Annotated in this window: 13 protein-coding genes; 7 read left to right on the top strand and 6 right to left on the bottom strand. The window is 63.5% G+C overall.

Features of this window, described 5'->3' with window-relative positions; translation table 11 throughout:
- Positions 1–50 precede the first annotated feature (50 nt).
- The 4 genes from PRJ_RS19130 (at position 51) to PRJ_RS19115 (ending at position 2,976) form a co-directional block, all read left to right on the top strand.
- Positions 51–323 carry a hypothetical protein gene (locus PRJ_RS19130; protein WP_014591816.1) on the top strand — a complete coding sequence of 91 codons (273 nt, stop codon included), beginning with the start codon at positions 51–53 and terminating at the stop codon, positions 321–323.
- Between the two features lie 2 nt (positions 324–325).
- Positions 326–1,150: a mechanosensitive ion channel domain-containing protein gene (locus PRJ_RS19125; RefSeq protein ID WP_010953088.1), complete on the top strand. Its 825-nt coding sequence runs from the start codon at positions 326–328 to the stop codon at positions 1,148–1,150.
- Between the two features lie 113 nt (positions 1,151–1,263).
- Positions 1,264–1,830, top strand: coding sequence for an RNA polymerase sigma factor SigX (gene sigX / locus PRJ_RS19120; protein WP_003248665.1), 567 nt, complete (start codon positions 1,264–1,266; stop codon positions 1,828–1,830).
- 111 nt (positions 1,831–1,941) lie between these two features.
- Positions 1,942–2,976, top strand: coding sequence for an OmpA family protein (locus tag PRJ_RS19115; protein ID WP_010953090.1), 1,035 nt, complete (start codon positions 1,942–1,944; stop codon positions 2,974–2,976).
- An 86-nt stretch (positions 2,977–3,062) separates the two neighbouring features.
- Here the strand turns inward: PRJ_RS19115 and cobA are convergent, their stop codons facing one another.
- From cobA to PRJ_RS19090, 5 genes are all read right to left on the bottom strand, one after another.
- Positions 3,063–3,803: a uroporphyrinogen-III C-methyltransferase gene (gene cobA, locus PRJ_RS19110; RefSeq protein ID WP_003248669.1), complete on the bottom strand. Its 741-nt coding sequence runs from the start codon at positions 3,801–3,803 to the stop codon at positions 3,063–3,065.
- A 27-nt stretch (positions 3,804–3,830) separates the two neighbouring features.
- The gene (locus PRJ_RS19105; protein WP_104962224.1) at positions 3,831–5,501 is read right to left on the bottom strand and encodes a bifunctional protein-serine/threonine kinase/phosphatase; all 1,671 of its coding nucleotides are present in this window, start codon (positions 5,499–5,501) and stop codon (positions 3,831–3,833) included.
- A gap of 9 nt (positions 5,502–5,510) precedes the next feature.
- Complete coding sequence (locus PRJ_RS19100) at positions 5,511–6,722, bottom strand: NarK/NasA family nitrate transporter (protein ID WP_012053187.1); 1,212 nt, start codon at positions 6,720–6,722, stop codon at positions 5,511–5,513.
- Between the two features lie 184 nt (positions 6,723–6,906).
- Positions 6,907–7,482: an ANTAR domain-containing response regulator gene (locus PRJ_RS19095; RefSeq protein WP_003248677.1), complete on the bottom strand. Its 576-nt coding sequence runs from the start codon at positions 7,480–7,482 to the stop codon at positions 6,907–6,909.
- A gap of 11 nt (positions 7,483–7,493) precedes the next feature.
- The gene (locus tag PRJ_RS19090) at positions 7,494–8,708 is read right to left on the bottom strand and encodes a CmpA/NrtA family ABC transporter substrate-binding protein (protein WP_104962223.1); all 1,215 of its coding nucleotides are present in this window, start codon (positions 8,706–8,708) and stop codon (positions 7,494–7,496) included.
- Between the two features lie 137 nt (positions 8,709–8,845).
- Between PRJ_RS19090 and PRJ_RS19085 the strand changes: the two genes are divergently transcribed.
- A complete protein-coding gene (locus PRJ_RS19085; RefSeq protein WP_014591812.1) occupies positions 8,846–9,868 on the top strand; it encodes a quinone-dependent dihydroorotate dehydrogenase in 1,023 nt (340 codons plus the stop codon).
- Positions 9,869–10,010: 142 nt separating this feature from the next.
- On the opposite strand, the gene rmf is transcribed toward PRJ_RS19085, so the two are convergent.
- On the bottom strand, positions 10,011–10,226 hold the full coding sequence (rmf, locus tag PRJ_RS19080; RefSeq protein ID WP_003248687.1) for a ribosome modulation factor: 216 nt from the start codon (positions 10,224–10,226) through the stop codon (positions 10,011–10,013).
- Between the two features lie 562 nt (positions 10,227–10,788).
- Here rmf and rlmKL point away from each other — a divergent pair.
- Positions 10,789–12,981, top strand: coding sequence for a bifunctional 23S rRNA (guanine(2069)-N(7))-methyltransferase RlmK/23S rRNA (guanine(2445)-N(2))-methyltransferase RlmL (rlmKL, locus tag PRJ_RS19075; RefSeq protein WP_104962222.1), 2,193 nt, complete (start codon positions 10,789–10,791; stop codon positions 12,979–12,981).
- A gap of 94 nt (positions 12,982–13,075) precedes the next feature.
- Positions 13,076–15,466, top strand: coding sequence for a diguanylate cyclase (locus PRJ_RS19070; protein WP_104962221.1), 2,391 nt, complete (start codon positions 13,076–13,078; stop codon positions 15,464–15,466).
- The last annotated feature ends 7 nt before the right edge of the window (positions 15,467–15,473 follow it).

Below are 15,473 nucleotides of genomic sequence, written 5' to 3'. Positions count from 1 at the left end.
GACCCGTCGCCCGGCCATCTCGTCTCTTGCTGACACTGCGCGAGGTGCCCATGCACGATCCGTTTGAAGAATCCCTGCGCGACCTGCTCAAGGCGTCACCCTCCGGCAATGACCGGGACGACCGGGACGACGCCGCTTGCCTGGGTCGCGTGCTGAAAACCGCCAACCGCCAGGTTGGCGCGGGTGATCTGTTCAGCCTGCTTGGCCGCTGGAGCCAGGCGCTGCTGATTGCCGTGAACAATGGCTCGGCGCATGTTGCGCCGGTGCGTCGACACTCTTCCCGCAACGCTGCCACTGGCAGCAAAGCAGATAAGGCCGATTGAATATGGAACTCGATCTCTGGACCCAGAGCCTGGTCACCGCGATGACTGCCCTTTGGACCAAGGTAGCGAACTTCATCCCCAACCTGTTCGGCGCGCTGGTCGTGGTGCTGCTCGGTTTCGTGGTGGCCAAGCTGCTCGACACGCTGCTGTCCAAACTGTTGGCCAAATTTGGCCTGGACCGCCTGATGGCCGGCACCGGCCTCACCAAAATGCTCGGTCGCGGCGGTATCCAGGTGCCGATCTCGACCCTGATCGGCAAGATCGTCTATTGGTTCGTGCTGCTCATCTTCCTGGTCTCGGCTGCCGAATCGCTGGGCCTTGAGCGGGTTTCGGCAACCCTCGACATGCTCGCCCTGTACTTGCCCAAGGTGTTCGGCGCGGCCCTGGTGCTGCTGGCCGGCGTACTGCTGGCGCAGGTGGCCAACGGCCTGGTGCGTGGCGCTGCCGAAGGTATCGGCCTGGAATACTCGGCGGGTCTGGGGCGTATTACCCAAGGCCTTGTGATCATCATCAGCATCTCGGTGGCCATCAGCCAGCTTGAAGTGAAAACCGACCTGCTGAACCACGTCATCGTTATCGGGCTGATTACCGTTGGTCTGGCCGTTGCCTTGGCCATGGGCCTTGGCAGTCGCGAAATTGCCGGGCAGATCCTGGCCGGCATCTACGTGCGCGAGCTGTACCAAGTCGGCCAGCAGGTGCGGATTGGAGAGGTCGAAGGGCATATCGAGGAGATCGGTACGGTGAAGACGACGCTGCTGACCGATGATGGCGAACTGGTGTCACTGGCTAACCGCGAGCTGCTTGAACAGCGCGTCAATAGCCGCTAACCGCACAAAAGCTGTTAATGTATGCCGCCGCGAAATTCGACCCACGGGGTCGCGCGGCGACATTGACCTGACTGTCGGCCAGATCCGTTTTGAATAAAGTTCATTCGCCGCCCATGCGCTATGACCCCCGCGAGCTCACAGACGAAGAGTTGGTGGCGCGTTCGCATGAGGAGCTGTACCACGTTACCCGCGCCTATGAAGAGCTCATGCGGCGCTACCAACGGACCCTGTTTAACGTCTGTGCGCGTTATCTGGGGAACGACCGTGACGCGGACGATGTCTGTCAGGAAGTGATGCTGAAAGTGCTGTACGGGCTGAAAAACTTCGAGGGTAAGTCGAAGTTCAAGACCTGGCTCTACAGCATCACCTACAACGAGTGCATTACCCAGTACCGCAAGGAGCGCCGCAAACGTCGGTTGATGGATGCCTTGAGTCTGGACCCTGTTGAAGAGGCGTCCGAAGACAAGGCTCCAAAGCCGGAAGAAAAAGGCGGGCTGGACAAGTGGCTGGTGCATGTGAACCCGATTGACCGGGAAATTCTGGTGCTGCGTTTTGTCGCAGAGCTGGAGTTCCAGGAAATTGCCGACATCATGCACATGGGCTTGAGCGCGACGAAAATGCGTTACAAGCGCGCGCTAGACAAGCTTCGGGAGAAATTTGCCGGCCTTGATGAAACTTAGTGGCGTGCAAATATCTCTAACGAACCGGCGAGTTCTGCTAGACTCGCCGTCGAGTTGTCCCTCTTGTTTGTGGTGGGACTGCTTAACTATCACCAGATGGGGATTTAACGGATGAAATTGAAAAACACCTTGGGCTTGGCCATTGGTTCGCTTGTAGCCGCCACTTCGATTGGCGCTATGGCACAAGGTCAAGGCGCCGTCGAGACTGAAATCTTCTACAAGAAAGAATTCTTCGACAGCCAGCGCGACTTCAAGAACGACGGCAACCTGTTCGGCGGCTCGATCGGTTACTTCCTGACCGACGACGTTGAGCTGCGTCTGGGCTACGACGAAGTGCACAACGCTCGTGGCGAAGACGGCAAGAACATCAAGGGCTCGAACACCGCCCTGGACGCCGTTTACCACTTCAACAACCCGTACGACGCCATCCGTCCGTACGTTTCCGCTGGTTTCTCGCACCAGTCGCTGGGCCAGACCGGCCGTGGCGGTCGTGACCACTCCACCTTCGCCAACGTTGGCGCTGGCGCCAAGTGGTACATCACCGACATGTTCTACGCCCGTGCCGGCGTAGAAGCTCAGTACAACATCGACCAGGGCGACACCGAGTGGGCCCCGAGCGTTGGTGTTGGCCTGAACTTCGGCGGTAGCCCGAAGCAAGCTGAAGCTGCTCCTGCTCCAGTTGCTGAAGTCTGCTCCGACTCCGACAACGACGGCGTGTGCGACAACGTCGACAAGTGCCCAGACACCCCGGCCAACGTTACCGTTGACGCCGACGGCTGCCCGGCTGTTGCCGAAGTCGTTCGCGTTGAGCTGGACGTCAAGTTCGACTTCGACAAGTCGGTCGTCAAGCCTAACAGCTACGGCGACATCAAAAACCTGGCTGACTTCATGAAGCAGTACCCACAAACCACCACCGTGGTTGAAGGTCACACTGACTCCGTGGGTCCAGACGCTTACAACCAGAAGCTGTCCGAGCGTCGTGCCAACGCTGTCAAGCAAGTGCTGACCCAGCAGTACGGCGTAGAATCCAGCCGTGTTGACTCGGTTGGCTACGGCGAAACCCGTCCGGTTGCTGACAACGCCACCGAAGAAGGCCGTGCTGTCAACCGTCGCGTTGAAGCTCAGGTAGAAGCCCAGGCCAAGTAATTGGTTTGAAGCTTCATGAAAAACCCGGCCTCGGCCGGGTTTTTCTTTGCCTGGGGTTTAACCGGCCTCGAAGGCTGTTCCTGCTGTTAGCCTGCGATTGCGATCCGCCCCACAGCCTGTTGCTCTCCCACCACCTCTCCAATCACCAGGATTGCCGGGCTACGCAAGCCAAACGCCCGCGCAGCTTCCACCATTCCCTGCACATCGCTTCTGCACTCCCGCTGCTGCGGCAGCGAGGCGTTTTCGATCATCGCCACCGGCATTCCCGGCGCCATACCCCCCGCCAGCAATCCCTGGCGCACCTGTTCCAGCCGCGCCACCCCCATGTAGACCACCAGCGTTGTCCCGCCCTGAGCCAAGGCCGCCCAGTTCAGCTCGCTATCGTCCTGGGTGTGCGCCGTCACCAGCGTCACCCCTCGGCTCACGCCCCGTGAAGTCAGGGGAATCCCGCATTGGGTGGCCCCGGCCAGGCCGGCGGTGATGCCATTGATCACCTCCACTTCGATGCCATGGCCCTGCAGCCACAGTGCCTCCTCACCGCCACGGCCGAAGATGCAAGGGTCGCCGCCCTTGAGCCGTACCACGCAACGGCCCTGTCGCGCGTGGCGCAGCATCAGGCGCTGAATGAACGCTTGCGGTGTAGAGCGGCAGCCACCGCGCTTGCCCACGGTCATTACCCGGGCCTGCGGGCAATGCTCGAGCACTGCCGGGTTGACGAGGTCGTCGACCATGACCACGGCGGCTTGCTGCAACGCACGCACTGCCTTGAGGGTGAGCAGTTCAGGGTCACCAGGGCCGGCACCGACCAGCCATACTTTTGCATTCATCAGCGTTTCCTCATCGGCAAGGCGCGTTCAGCCCTTGAGCAGGGTAAACAGCAGTATCAGATTGATCAGCAACGACAACAGGGCCAGGGTGCGCCACACCTTCAGCGGCTCGCGCTCGAGCAGCGGCCGGGGTCGGCTGGGCAGTTCCTGGCGGTCGCCGCGCTCGAGTAGCAGCAACCAGTGTTCGGCGGTTTCGAAGCGCTGCGCCGGGTCGCTCGCCACGGCCTGCAGCAGGTTGTGCTGCAGCCATTCCGGCAGGTCGGGTCGGTAGCGCGCGGCGTTGACCGGCTGGCCGAAGCGCGGGCGCTGGAAGGCCTCTACCTCGCCGTACGGGTAGTGTCCGGTCAGCAGGTGGTACAGGGTCACGCCCACTGCATACAAGTCCTGACGCGGGCTGGGCGGGTGGCCATCGAATGCTTCCGGGGCGATATACGAGGGCGTGCCGGGCAGCTCGTGCAGCGGGTCTTCGGACAGGCCCGGGCAATAAGCCAGGCCGAAGTCCAGCAGGCGCAGCTGGCCATCGCGGCCCAGGTGCAGGTTGTCTGGCTTGATATCGCGGTGCAGCAAGTTGCGCCGATGCAGCACACCGACTGCCTGCAGCAGTTGCCGGGCGACTTCCAGCCATTGCGGCAGGGGCAGCGGGCCTTGTTCGGCCAGCAACGCCGCCAGGTTCTGGCCGGGATATTCGCGCATCACGTAGTACAGGTGCTGGCGCTGATTGGCGGCGTGTAGCTCGGGGAAATGCCGGCCGGCGATGCGGCGCAGAAACCACTCTTCCAGCAACAGCCCTTGCGCCGCCCCCGGCTCCTGTTCGCGTGCAGTGGGGAGGGTCTTGAGCAGCCAAGGCTGGTTCTGGCTATCGCGCACTTTGTACAGCAAGGACTGGCGGCTGTGCGCATGCAGTGTTTCGACCTGCCAGCCGTCGATCACCTGGCCTTCGCGCAGCGGGCCGGGCACTGGCCATTGTTGCAGTTGCGCCAGGGTATCGCCCAGGTTAGCCGTGCCCAGTTGTTCGACTTGCACCAGCAAGGCGCTGGCGTTGTCCTTGCTGCCGTTGAGGTGGGCACTGGCCACCAGAGTGTCGGCGGCCAGTTGCAGGTCAGTTTGCTCGCGCAGCACGGCCTGGATGTGCTGTTCGCCCAGGCTGGCCCAGACCCCGTCGCTGAGCAGCAGAAAACATTCGCCCAGTTGCAGCTCGCCTTCCAGGTAATCCACCAGCAGGTGCTGGTCCAGGCCCAGCGCCCGTTTCAGTACATGCTGCATGCCCGGTTGGTCCCATACATGGTCTTCGCTCAGGCATTGCAGGTGCCCCTCGTGCCAGCGGTACACCCGGCAGTCGCCTACATGGGCCAAGGTAAAGCGCCGGCCGCGCAACACCAGCGCGCTAAGCGTGGTCAGCAACGGCTGACCGCTGCCCTGGGCGCGCAACCAGCGGTTTTGCGCCAGCAGCAGGCGGTCGAGGGCCTGGGCCACGCTCCAGGTGGCTGGCGTGGCGTAGTAATCCAGGGCCAGTGCCTGCAGGCTGGCGCGCGCCGCCAGGCCGCCGTCGGCACATTGGCTGACGCCGTCGGCCAGGGCGAACAGGTAGCCTTTGCTGGCGGCCAGTTCTGGTGCCGGCGTGACCAGGCGCAGGGCGTCCTGGTTTTCCGCGCGCGGCCCGGTGGCGCTGGCCTGGGCAAAGCTCAGTTGCAGGCTCATCGGCGTGCCTCAGACCCGTGCTGCGGTGACTGCAGCCGAGCCCCAGGTGGTCCGCCAGCGCTGTTTCACCCCGTGCAGGCCGAACCAGGCCAGCAGGCCCAGGCTGGCGAACAGCCACAGCCCCAGTTGGTAATCGCCAGTGTGCTGCTTGATGGTGCCAAGCCCGGCCGCCAGCAGGAAGCCGCCGATGCCCCCGGCCATGCCGATCAGGCCGGTCATTACCCCGATCTCTTGGCGGAAGCGTTGTGGCACCAGTTGGAACACTGCGCCATTGCCGGCACCCAGGCCGAGCATGGCGCTGACGAACAGCGCCAGTGCGGCCGCAGCAGAGGGCAGGTTGAAGCCGACTGCGGCAATGCAGATGGCGGCCACGCCGTACATGCCCAGCAGGGTGCGGATGCCGCCAAAACGGTCAGCCAGGGCGCCGCCGAGCGGGCGCATCAGGCTGCCGGCGAACACACAAGCGGCGGTGTAGTAGCCGGCGGTGACCGGGCTCAGGCCGTATTGGTCGCTGAAGTAGCCGGGCAGGGCGCTGGCCAGGCCGATGAAGCCGCCGAAGGTCACGCTGTAGAAAAACATGAACCACCAGCTGTCACGGTCGCCCAGTGCCTTGAGGTAGTCGGCCATGGCCTTCGGCTTGGGCCGTTGTGGGGCATTGCGCGCCAGCAGGGCGAACACCACCAGCGCCAGTGACAGCGGGATCAGCGCAAAGCCGAACACATTGTTCCAGCCAAAGCCGGCTGCCAGTGCCGGTGCCAGCAAGGCCGCGAACACCGTGCCGGAGTTGCCGGCGCCGGCGATGCCCATGGCCTTGCCTTGGTGCTGTGGCGGGTACCACTGTGAGGCCAGCGGCAGCGAGACGGCGAATGACGCACCGGCAAAGCCCAGGAACACGCCTAGCAGCAGGGCCTGTTCATAGCTGTGTACGCCAAGGTACCAGGCTGCGGCGAGGGCGACGATGACCACCACCTGGCCGATCAGGCCAGCCGTCTTGGGCGACAGGCGGTCGACCAGAACGCCCATGGCAAAGCGCAGGATTGCCCCGGCCAGGATCGGCGTGGCCACCATCAGGCCCCGTTGTTGTGCGCTCAGTTGCAGGTCGGCAGCAATCTGCACCGCCAACGGGCCCAGCAGGTACCAGACCATGAAGCTGAGGTCGAAGTACAGAAACGCGGCGAACAGCGTGGGCACATGCCCGGATTTCCAGAAGCTGGCACTCATCGAACACCTCACTCGGTAGTACAACGGAACGAAAAAGACGCCGCTACCCGCTCCATGGGTGTGGAGGGGAGAGCGACGTCTTTGTCGGGATTCAAGTGGGGTAACCGCCGTTGGCTACCGGTGAGATTTGTTCAGCAAGAGATGGGCCAACTTCCGGGGCGGCTTGCTCGGATTTTTCAGCACATCAGCCGAGCATCTCATGCATGGCAATGATCTGTTCGGCCACCTGGATCAGCTTCTGCTGCCGGCTCATGGCCTGGCGACGCATCAGGGTGTAGGCCTGCTCCTCGTTGCAGTCCTTCATTTTCATCAGCAAGCCTTTGGCCTGCTCGATGCGCTTGCGTTCGGCCAATTGCTGGTCGCGCGCCAGCAGCTGCGCCTTCAGTGCCTGGTCGCTTTCGAAGCGGGCCATGGCCACGTCCAGGATCGGCTGCAGCCGCGCAGCATGGATACCTTCAACGATATAGGCACTGACCCCTGCCTGGATCGCCTGACGCATCATCCCGGGGTCGTGCTCGTCGGTGAACAACACGATGGGCCGCGGCTGGTCACGGCTGACCAGTACTACCTGTTCCATCACATCGCGGTCTGGCGAGTCGGTATCGATCAGCACCACGTCCGGGCGCACCGTTTCGACGCAGGCGGGCAGGTCGATGGTCAGGTCTGGGGCTTCGATGATCTCGAAGCCGGCCTCACTCAACGCAGCCCTCAGGCGACCGAGCTTGCTCTGGGTGTCGTCGATCAGCAGGATGCGCAACATGTTCGTCCCCCTCACGCGCCGACACGGGCATCGGGCAACTCGCCCAAGGCATGCAAGCTGAAACTGCGGGCATAGCCGAAGGGGTCGCTGCCGTCCCAGCGGGAGCCATCGATCAGCAGGCTGCTGCGCATCGGTTGGCCTGGGCAAGCGATGCCCAGGCTGTGTGCGGCCTCGCTGTACAACTGCAGTTGCTGGACCTGCCGGGCCACGCCGAGGTAGTCGGGATCTTCGCGCAGCAGGCCCCAGCGGCGGAACTGGGTCATGAACCACATGCCGTCGGACAGATAGGGCAGGTTGGCCCGGCCTTGGTCGAACAGGCGCAGGGCGTGTGGGTCTTGCCACTGGTTGCCCAGGCCATCCTCATAATGGCCGAGCAGGCGGGGGGCTATGCTGTCCAGTGGGGTGTCCAGGTAGGCGCTTGCGCTGAGCAGTTGCGCGGTGCTGCGGCGGTTTTCCGGGCTTTGCTCGATGAACCGGCTGGCGGTGAGGATCGCCTTGATCAGCGCACGGGCGCTGTTGGGGTATTGCTCGGCAAAGACGCGAGCGCAGGCCAGGACCTTTTCCGGGTGATCCGGCCAGATCGACTGGCTGGTGGCCAGGGTGAAGCCTTGGCCTTTGTTCACGGCGTCGGCGGCCCAGGGCTCGCCGACGCAGAAGCCGTCAATGCGCCCGGCCTGGAGGTGTGCAGCCATCTGCGCCGGTGGCACCACTACGCTGTCGACGTCGCGCAGCGGGTGAATGCCCTGGCTGGCCAGCCAGTAATACAGCCACATGGCGTGGGTGCCGGTGGGGAAGGTCTGGGCGAACGTCAGGCGTGCGCCATGCTGGTGCACCAGGCGCGCCAGTGCCTCAGGGTTGGTCACGCCCTTGCGCTGCAAGGCAGGGGACAGGTTGATAGCCTGGGCGTTCTGGTTCAGCCCCATGAGCACGGCCATGTCGCTGGCAGGTACACCGCCAATGCCCAGGTGCACGGCGTAGACCAAGCCATACAGGCAATGGGCGGCGTCCAGTTCGCCGCTGACCAGCTTGTCGCGCAGCCCGGCCCACGAGCCCTGGCGCTGGAGGTTGAGGGTAAGGCCGTGCTGCTGGGCGAAGCCCTGGGTGGCGGCGACCACGACCGAGGCGCAGTCGGTCAGGGCCATGTAGCCGATGTTCAGGCTGGTTTTTTCCGGCGCGTCGCTGCCGTTGACCCAGGCCAGGGGCGTTGCTCGGGGTACAGTGTTCACAAGAGTCCTCGCCCTTACTGATAAGGCTGTGGGCTGAACGGGTGCAACCGATGTGCCAAGCGCTCCACGATTTGCTGTCCTGTCAGCCCCGCGCTGGCTATAATCGCCCCCTCACTCACCCTGAGCCTTGCCCGCCCATGTATACCCTGGCCCGCCAGCTGCTGTTCAAGCTTTCCCCGGAAACTTCCCACGACCTGTCCCTGGACCTGATCGGCGCCGGTGGCCGTTTGGGCCTCAACGGCATGCTGTGCAAGCAACCGGCGTCATTGCCGGTTTCGGTCATGGGCTTGAACTTCGCCAACCCGGTGGGGCTGGCAGCTGGCCTGGACAAGAACGGCGCGGCCATCGACGGCTTCGCCCAGCTGGGCTTCGGTTTTGTCGAAATCGGCACTGTCACCCCGCGTCCGCAGCCTGGCAACCCCAAGCCACGGTTGTTCCGCCTGCCGGAAGCCACGGCCATCATCAACCGCATGGGCTTCAACAACCTGGGCGTTGATCACCTGCTCGAGCGCGTACGCGCCTCGCGCTACAAGGGGGTGCTGGGCATCAACATCGGCAAGAACTTCGATACCCCGGTCGAACGTGCCGTCGATGACTACCTGATCTGCCTGGACAAGGTCTACACCGCCGCCAGCTACATCACGGTCAACGTCAGCTCGCCCAATACCCCGGGCCTGCGCAGCCTGCAGTTCGGCGACTCGCTCAAGCAGTTGCTCGACGCCCTGGCCGAGCGCCGCGAACAACTGGCCGGTGCACATGGCAAGCGCGTGCCCCTGGCAATCAAGATCGCGCCGGACATGAGCGACGAAGAAACGGCGCTGGTGGCCGCCGCGCTGATGGAGTCGGGCATGGATGCGGTGATCGCCACCAACACCACGCTGGGCCGTGAAGGTGTCGAAGCATTGCCGTACGGTGGCGAGGCGGGCGGCCTGTCGGGCGCACCGGTGCTGGAGAAGAGCACCCATATCGTCAAGGTGCTGGCAGGTGAGCTGGGCGGCAAGTTGCCGATCATTGCCGCCGGGGGCATTACCGAAGGCCGCCATGCTGCCGAGAAGATCGCGGCCGGGGCGAGCCTGGTGCAGATCTACTCGGGCTTCATCTACAAAGGGCCGGCGCTGATTCGCGAAGCGGTGGATGCTATCGCGGCAATGCCGCGGTGACCAGCCCGCCCCTGCCGGGGGCGGGTGGGTGCAGCTGATGAGGTTTGCCAAGGCATAAAAAAGGGCCCCTTCAAGGGGCCCCTGGGCCTTCGCCCGCCGCCCGGATGGGGCGTGCATGGTAAATCGAATTCAGTGTCCTCGTTCAGCCAACGGCGTGATTTTCGTTGAGTCTATGGATGCCAGCGGTGCCAGTCATTCCGTCCCAGTTATCACCGCGACCTTCACGCCAGCCGTTGATCCAGGCTTGGCGAACAGAAGGAAGATTGAAGGGGCAAAGTTCGCGGGATTTGCCGGTGACCCCGTATTGGTAGCCACGTGAATATGCTCTTTCCAACGGATCACGCTTAAGTCTTCTCATAGGGTGTTGCCCTCACTTGTTGACTGTAATGTCCCGTCGGCCTCTCCGAGGCCGGGCAGAGTCGTTCTGCCGGTTTGCGCTCGCTGCCGGCGTGGCGAGCTGAAAGTGCCGCCTCGTTGCGAAGCGGCCTAAGACCAGTTCTATCGAATGCGAGTCACGGTGTGAATGACCGATTTGTCATAAGCACGTAACCTTTCCAAGGGTGAGGGGATAAGTAAATAAATGCGACTCAACCTTGTTTGGTGTTTAGCCCTGCAATGATCGGGGTTTGCCGATCTTTGACGTCATTTCGCCAGCGTTGTTTGCGGATGACAGAAATAATTTGAAATGCGACGAAGGGTCACATTGGCCCGGAGATCGCCAGAATTACGCGTACTGCCTGATGATCTAAGCTGTCCTTGCCACTGGGCCAGGCACGGATCGGTCAGGCGGCCCGGCTTTTCTGCAGCACGTTGTGTGTCGCAGAAGGCCACCCGCACGCCTGCTGGAAAGGTGTACGGGCAAACATCGCGGGGCGATGCGTCGCCCCGTCAGTCAAATAGCCCAAGGCGCTGGAATACTCATGTCGGACCGTTTCGAACTTTACCTCACCTGTCCCAAAGGCCTTGAAAGCCTGCTCGCCGAAGAGGCCAAGGGCCTCGGCCTTGACGAGGTGCGCGAGCACACCTCGGCCATTCGCGGCGCCGCCGACATGGAAACTGCTTACCGCCTGTGTGTCTGGTCACGTCTGGCCAACCGCGTATTGCTGGTGCTCAAGCGCTTCTCGATGAAGAACGCCGACGACCTTTACGACGGTGTGCACGCGGTCGACTGGGCCGACCACCTGGCAGCCGACGGTACCCTGGCTGTGGAGTTCAGCGGCCATGGCTCTGGCATCGACAATACCCACTTCGGTGCGCTGAAGGTCAAGGATGCGATCGTCGACAAGCTGCGTAACCGCGAAGGCCTGCGCCCGTCCGTGGAAAAGATCGACCCTGACGTGCGTGTGCATCTGCGCCTGGACCGCGGCGAGGCCATTCTGTCCCTCGACCTGTCCGGGCACAGCCTGCACCAGCGTGGCTACCGCCTGCAGCAAGGCGCCGCGCCGCTGAAGGAAAACCTGGCGGCAGCGGTGCTGATCCGTGCTGGCTGGCCGCGTATTGCTGCCGAAGGTGGTGCGCTGGCCGACCCGATGTGCGGTGTGGGTACCTTCCTGGTCGAGGCCGCGATGATCGCCGCCGATATCGCCCCCAACCTCAAGCGCGAACGCTGGGGCTTCAGTGCCTGGCTCGGCCATGTGCCGGCGCTGTGGCGCAAGGTGCATGACGAAGCGCAGGCGCGCGCGCAGGCCGGCCTGGCCAAGCCACCGCTGTGGATCCGTGGCTATGAGGCTGACCCGCGGCTGATCCAGCCGGGCCGCAACAACGTCGAGCGTGCCGGCCTGGGCGACTGGGTGAAGATCTACCAGGGCGAAGTGAGCACCTTCGAGCCACGCCCGGACCAGAACCAGAAAGGCCTGGTCATCAGCAACCCGCCCTACGGTGAGCGTCTGGGTGACGAAGCCAGCCTGCTGTACCTCTATCAGAATCTGGGTGAGCGCCTGCGCCAGGCCTGCATGGGCTGGGAAGCAGCGGTATTCACCGGTGCGCCGCAACTGGGCAAGCGCATGGGCATTCGGAGCCACAAGCAGTACGCGTTCTGGAACGGCGCATTGCCGTGCAAGCTGCTGCTGTTCAAGGTGCAGCCGGACCAGTTCGTCACCGGTGAACGCCGCGAAGCGCAGCCTGAAGGCACCGAAGCCCGACAGCAGGTGCCGCAGGCCAGCGAACCCGCGCGGCTGTCGGAAGGGGCGCAGATGTTTGCCAACCGCCTGCAGAAGAACCTCAAGCAACTGGGCAAGTGGGCCCGTCGCGAGCAGATCGACTGCTACCGGCTGTACGATGCCGACATGCCCGAATATGCCCTCGCGGTCGACCTGTATCAGGACTGGGTACACGTGCAGGAATACGCCGCGCCACGTTCGGTCGATCCGGACAAGGCTCAGGCCCGTCTGCTCGACGCACTGGCTGCCATCCCGCAGGCGCTGGGCATTTCGCCGCAGCGTGTAGTGCTCAAGCGTCGCGAGCGGCAGAGCGGCACGCGCCAGTATGAACGCCAGGCTACCGAGGGCCGCTTCCAGGAGGTGAACGAAGGTGGCGTCAAGCTGCTGGTCAACCTCACCGACTACCTGGATACCGGGCTGTTCCTCGACCACCGCCCGATGCGTATGCGCATCCAGCGCGAGGCTGCCGGCAAGCGCTTCCTCAACCTGTTCTGCTACACCGCCACGGCCACTGTGCATGCGGCCAAGGGTGGCGCGCGCAGCACCACCAGCGTCGACCTGTCGAAAACCTACCTGGACTGGGCACGGCGTAACCTGGCGCTCAATGGCTATTCCGAGCGCAACCGCCTGGAACAGGGCGATGTAATGGCCTGGCTGGAAGGCAACCGTGACAGCTACGACCTGATCTTCATCGACCCGCCAACCTTCTCCAACTCCAAGCGCATGGAAGGCGTATTCGACGTGCAGCGTGATCATGTGCAGCTGCTGGACCTGGCCATGGCCCGTCTGGCACCGGGTGGCGTGCTGTATTTCTCCAACAACTTCCGCAAGTTCCAGTTGGACGAGCACCTGATGGCGCGGTACATGGTAGAAGAAATCACCGCTCAGACCCTGGACCCGGACTTCGCCCGTAACAACCGTATCCATCGCGCCTGGCGTTTGCAGCTTCGTTGAGGCGACGAGGTACATTGCACGGCTAATGGCCAATAGCTATAACTGAGGGCAGGGCAAGATAATCCGCAGGACGCTGACGTGACGAGATGGGTGTATGTCAAAGTGTGGCGTGCGTGCGTGGTTGCTTGGCTTGTGCACAGAGAGGGCGTCCGCGTGGACGATGGCGCTGATTGCACTGGTGGCGGGCGGCTTGTTGACCGCTGCCTTGGCATTTGCCGCGCACACCTTCTACAAACAGCAGCTGCGCCAGCGCTTCGAGCTGCTGGCGAGCGAGCGTGCCAGCCGTATTGCCGAGCGCTTTGACGAACAGCAGCAGCGCCTGGACGGGCTGCGGCGGTTCTTCAGTTTTTCCAGCGAGATCACCCCGCGCGAATTCGACGGCTATGCCCAACCACTGCTGCAACGCACCTTGGCCTATGCCTGGGCGCCGCGCGTCGAGGCTGCGCAACGCGCCGAATTCGAGCGCCTGGCCAGTGCCCATACCGGCCCAGGTTATGTGATCCGTGACCAGGACGCGCAAGGCCAATGGCGCCCGGCTTCGCAGCGCGACCATTACTTCCCGGTGCTCTATACCCAATCGAGCGAGCGGCCCGGGTTGCCTTACGGCCTGGACCTCGCTGGTCAAAGCGAGCCCCAGGCGGCCCTGGCGCGGGCGCTGGCGCCGGGCAGCATGGCGGTGTCCGAGCCATTGGCCCTGTTCGATACCCAGTCGGCAGAGCGCGGCCTGCTGATGGTGGCGCCGGTATTTTCCGATGCCGACCCCCGCGGTGCGGCAGTGGGCTATGTGATGGCGTTGCTGAGCATGCGCGAGCTGGTCAGCGACGGTCGACCGGTAGCGGTTGATGACAACCTGGTCGTGCGCATCACGGACCCGTCCGGGTTACAAGGCCCCGTCGTGATGTTCGACTCGCAAAATCCGGTCGCGCCCTTGGCCCTGGCCAGCAATCAGTTGTTGCGCCTGGCCGATCACCATTTCCAGCTGAGCATTCAGCCAAGCCAGGCGTTCGCGCAGGCGAACCGCTCCTCGGCGGTGATGGCGGTCGGTTTGTTGGGCGGACTGTTGAGCCTGTTGCTCAGCGTGCTGTTCTACAGCCTGTTCAGCCAGCGTCAGCGCGCCCTGGCCCTGGTCGCTCAGCGTACTGCCGAGTTGCAGGTCAGCGAGCAGTCGTTGCGTGGCACCCACAACCAACTGCGCAGTGTGCTGGATGCCGCGACCCAGGTGGCGATCATCGCCACCAACCTCAAAGGGGTGGTCAGCACGTTCAACGCCGGTGCCGAACGCATGCTCGGTTACGCGGCCAGCGAAGCGATCGGCCGCTTGCGCCTTGAAGACCTGGTACTGCCGGAGGAGCTGAACCTGCGTGCCCAGGCCTTGAGCTTGCGTTTTGGACGCGCCATTGCTGGCGGCCAGGCGATGTTCGCTGAAACGGTGCAGGAGCACGGGGCCGAGCCTGGCGAGTGGACCTTGCTACGGGCCGATGGCAGCCAGCTGGTCGCCAACATGCTGGTGACTGCCATGCTCGACGAACAGGGGTTGTGGGTTGGCTACCTGGCCATCTGCATTGACGTGACCGAGCGGCGCCGGGTGCATGAGGCGTTGGCAGCGCGTGACCGGTTGCTGGAAAAGCTCAGTGCCGAGGTGCCGGGCGGCATTTACCAATATCGCCTGGATGCCAACGGCCATTCGTGTTTTCCATACGCCAGCATGGGCCTGTATGACATTTATGAGATCGACCTGATGCAGTTGCGTGAGGATGCCTCGGCGGTGTTCGAACGTATCCACCCCGATGACCTGGAACGCGTGCGCCGCTCGGTGCGCTATTCGGCCGAACACTTGTCACCCTGGCGCGAGGAGTATCGAGTCTGCCTGCCACGGGCCGGACTGCGCTGGGTGCGTGGCGAGGCGACCCCGGAAGTGGGCGAGCAGGGCTGCACCCTGTGGCATGGCTACCTGACTGACATCTCCGACCTGAAGGGCGTGGAGGAGGAGTTGCGGGCGCTGTCGGTCACCGACTCGCTGACCGGTATCCATAACCGTCGCTATTTCCAGGAGCGGCTCAAGATCGAACTGGAAAGGGCCCAGCGCGATGGCTTGCCGCTGGCGGTGATCATGCTCGACATCGATCACTTCAAGCGCATCAACGACCGCTTCGGCCATGCCGTGGGCGACCGGGTGCTACGTAGCCTGTGCCAGCGCATCGCTCAGCGTTTGCGGCGTACCGATGTGTTCTGCCGCTTGGGCGGGGAAGAGTTCATGGTGCTTTGCCCGGGCAGCGATGCCGATCAGGCCAGGCTGCTGGCACTGGAGTTATGGCAAGGGGTGCGCAATGTGCCGGTGGAAGGCGTGGGCCAGGTGACTGCAAGCTTCGGTGTGGCGGGCTGGCGGTCGGGCGAAGGCGCCGATGCCTTGCTGTTGCGCGCCGACGCCGGCGTGTATGCGGCCAAACAGGCCGGGCGGGACCGGGTGGAGGGGGAGTCGGCCTAAGCGCTGT

The organism is Pseudomonas sp. XWY-1 (assembly GCF_002953115.1).
GTDB classification, from domain to species: domain Bacteria; phylum Pseudomonadota; class Gammaproteobacteria; order Pseudomonadales; family Pseudomonadaceae; genus Aquipseudomonas; species Aquipseudomonas alloputida.
Note: the sequence above shows the minus strand (reverse complement) of the source record. Positions and strands in the feature narration are given on the sequence as shown.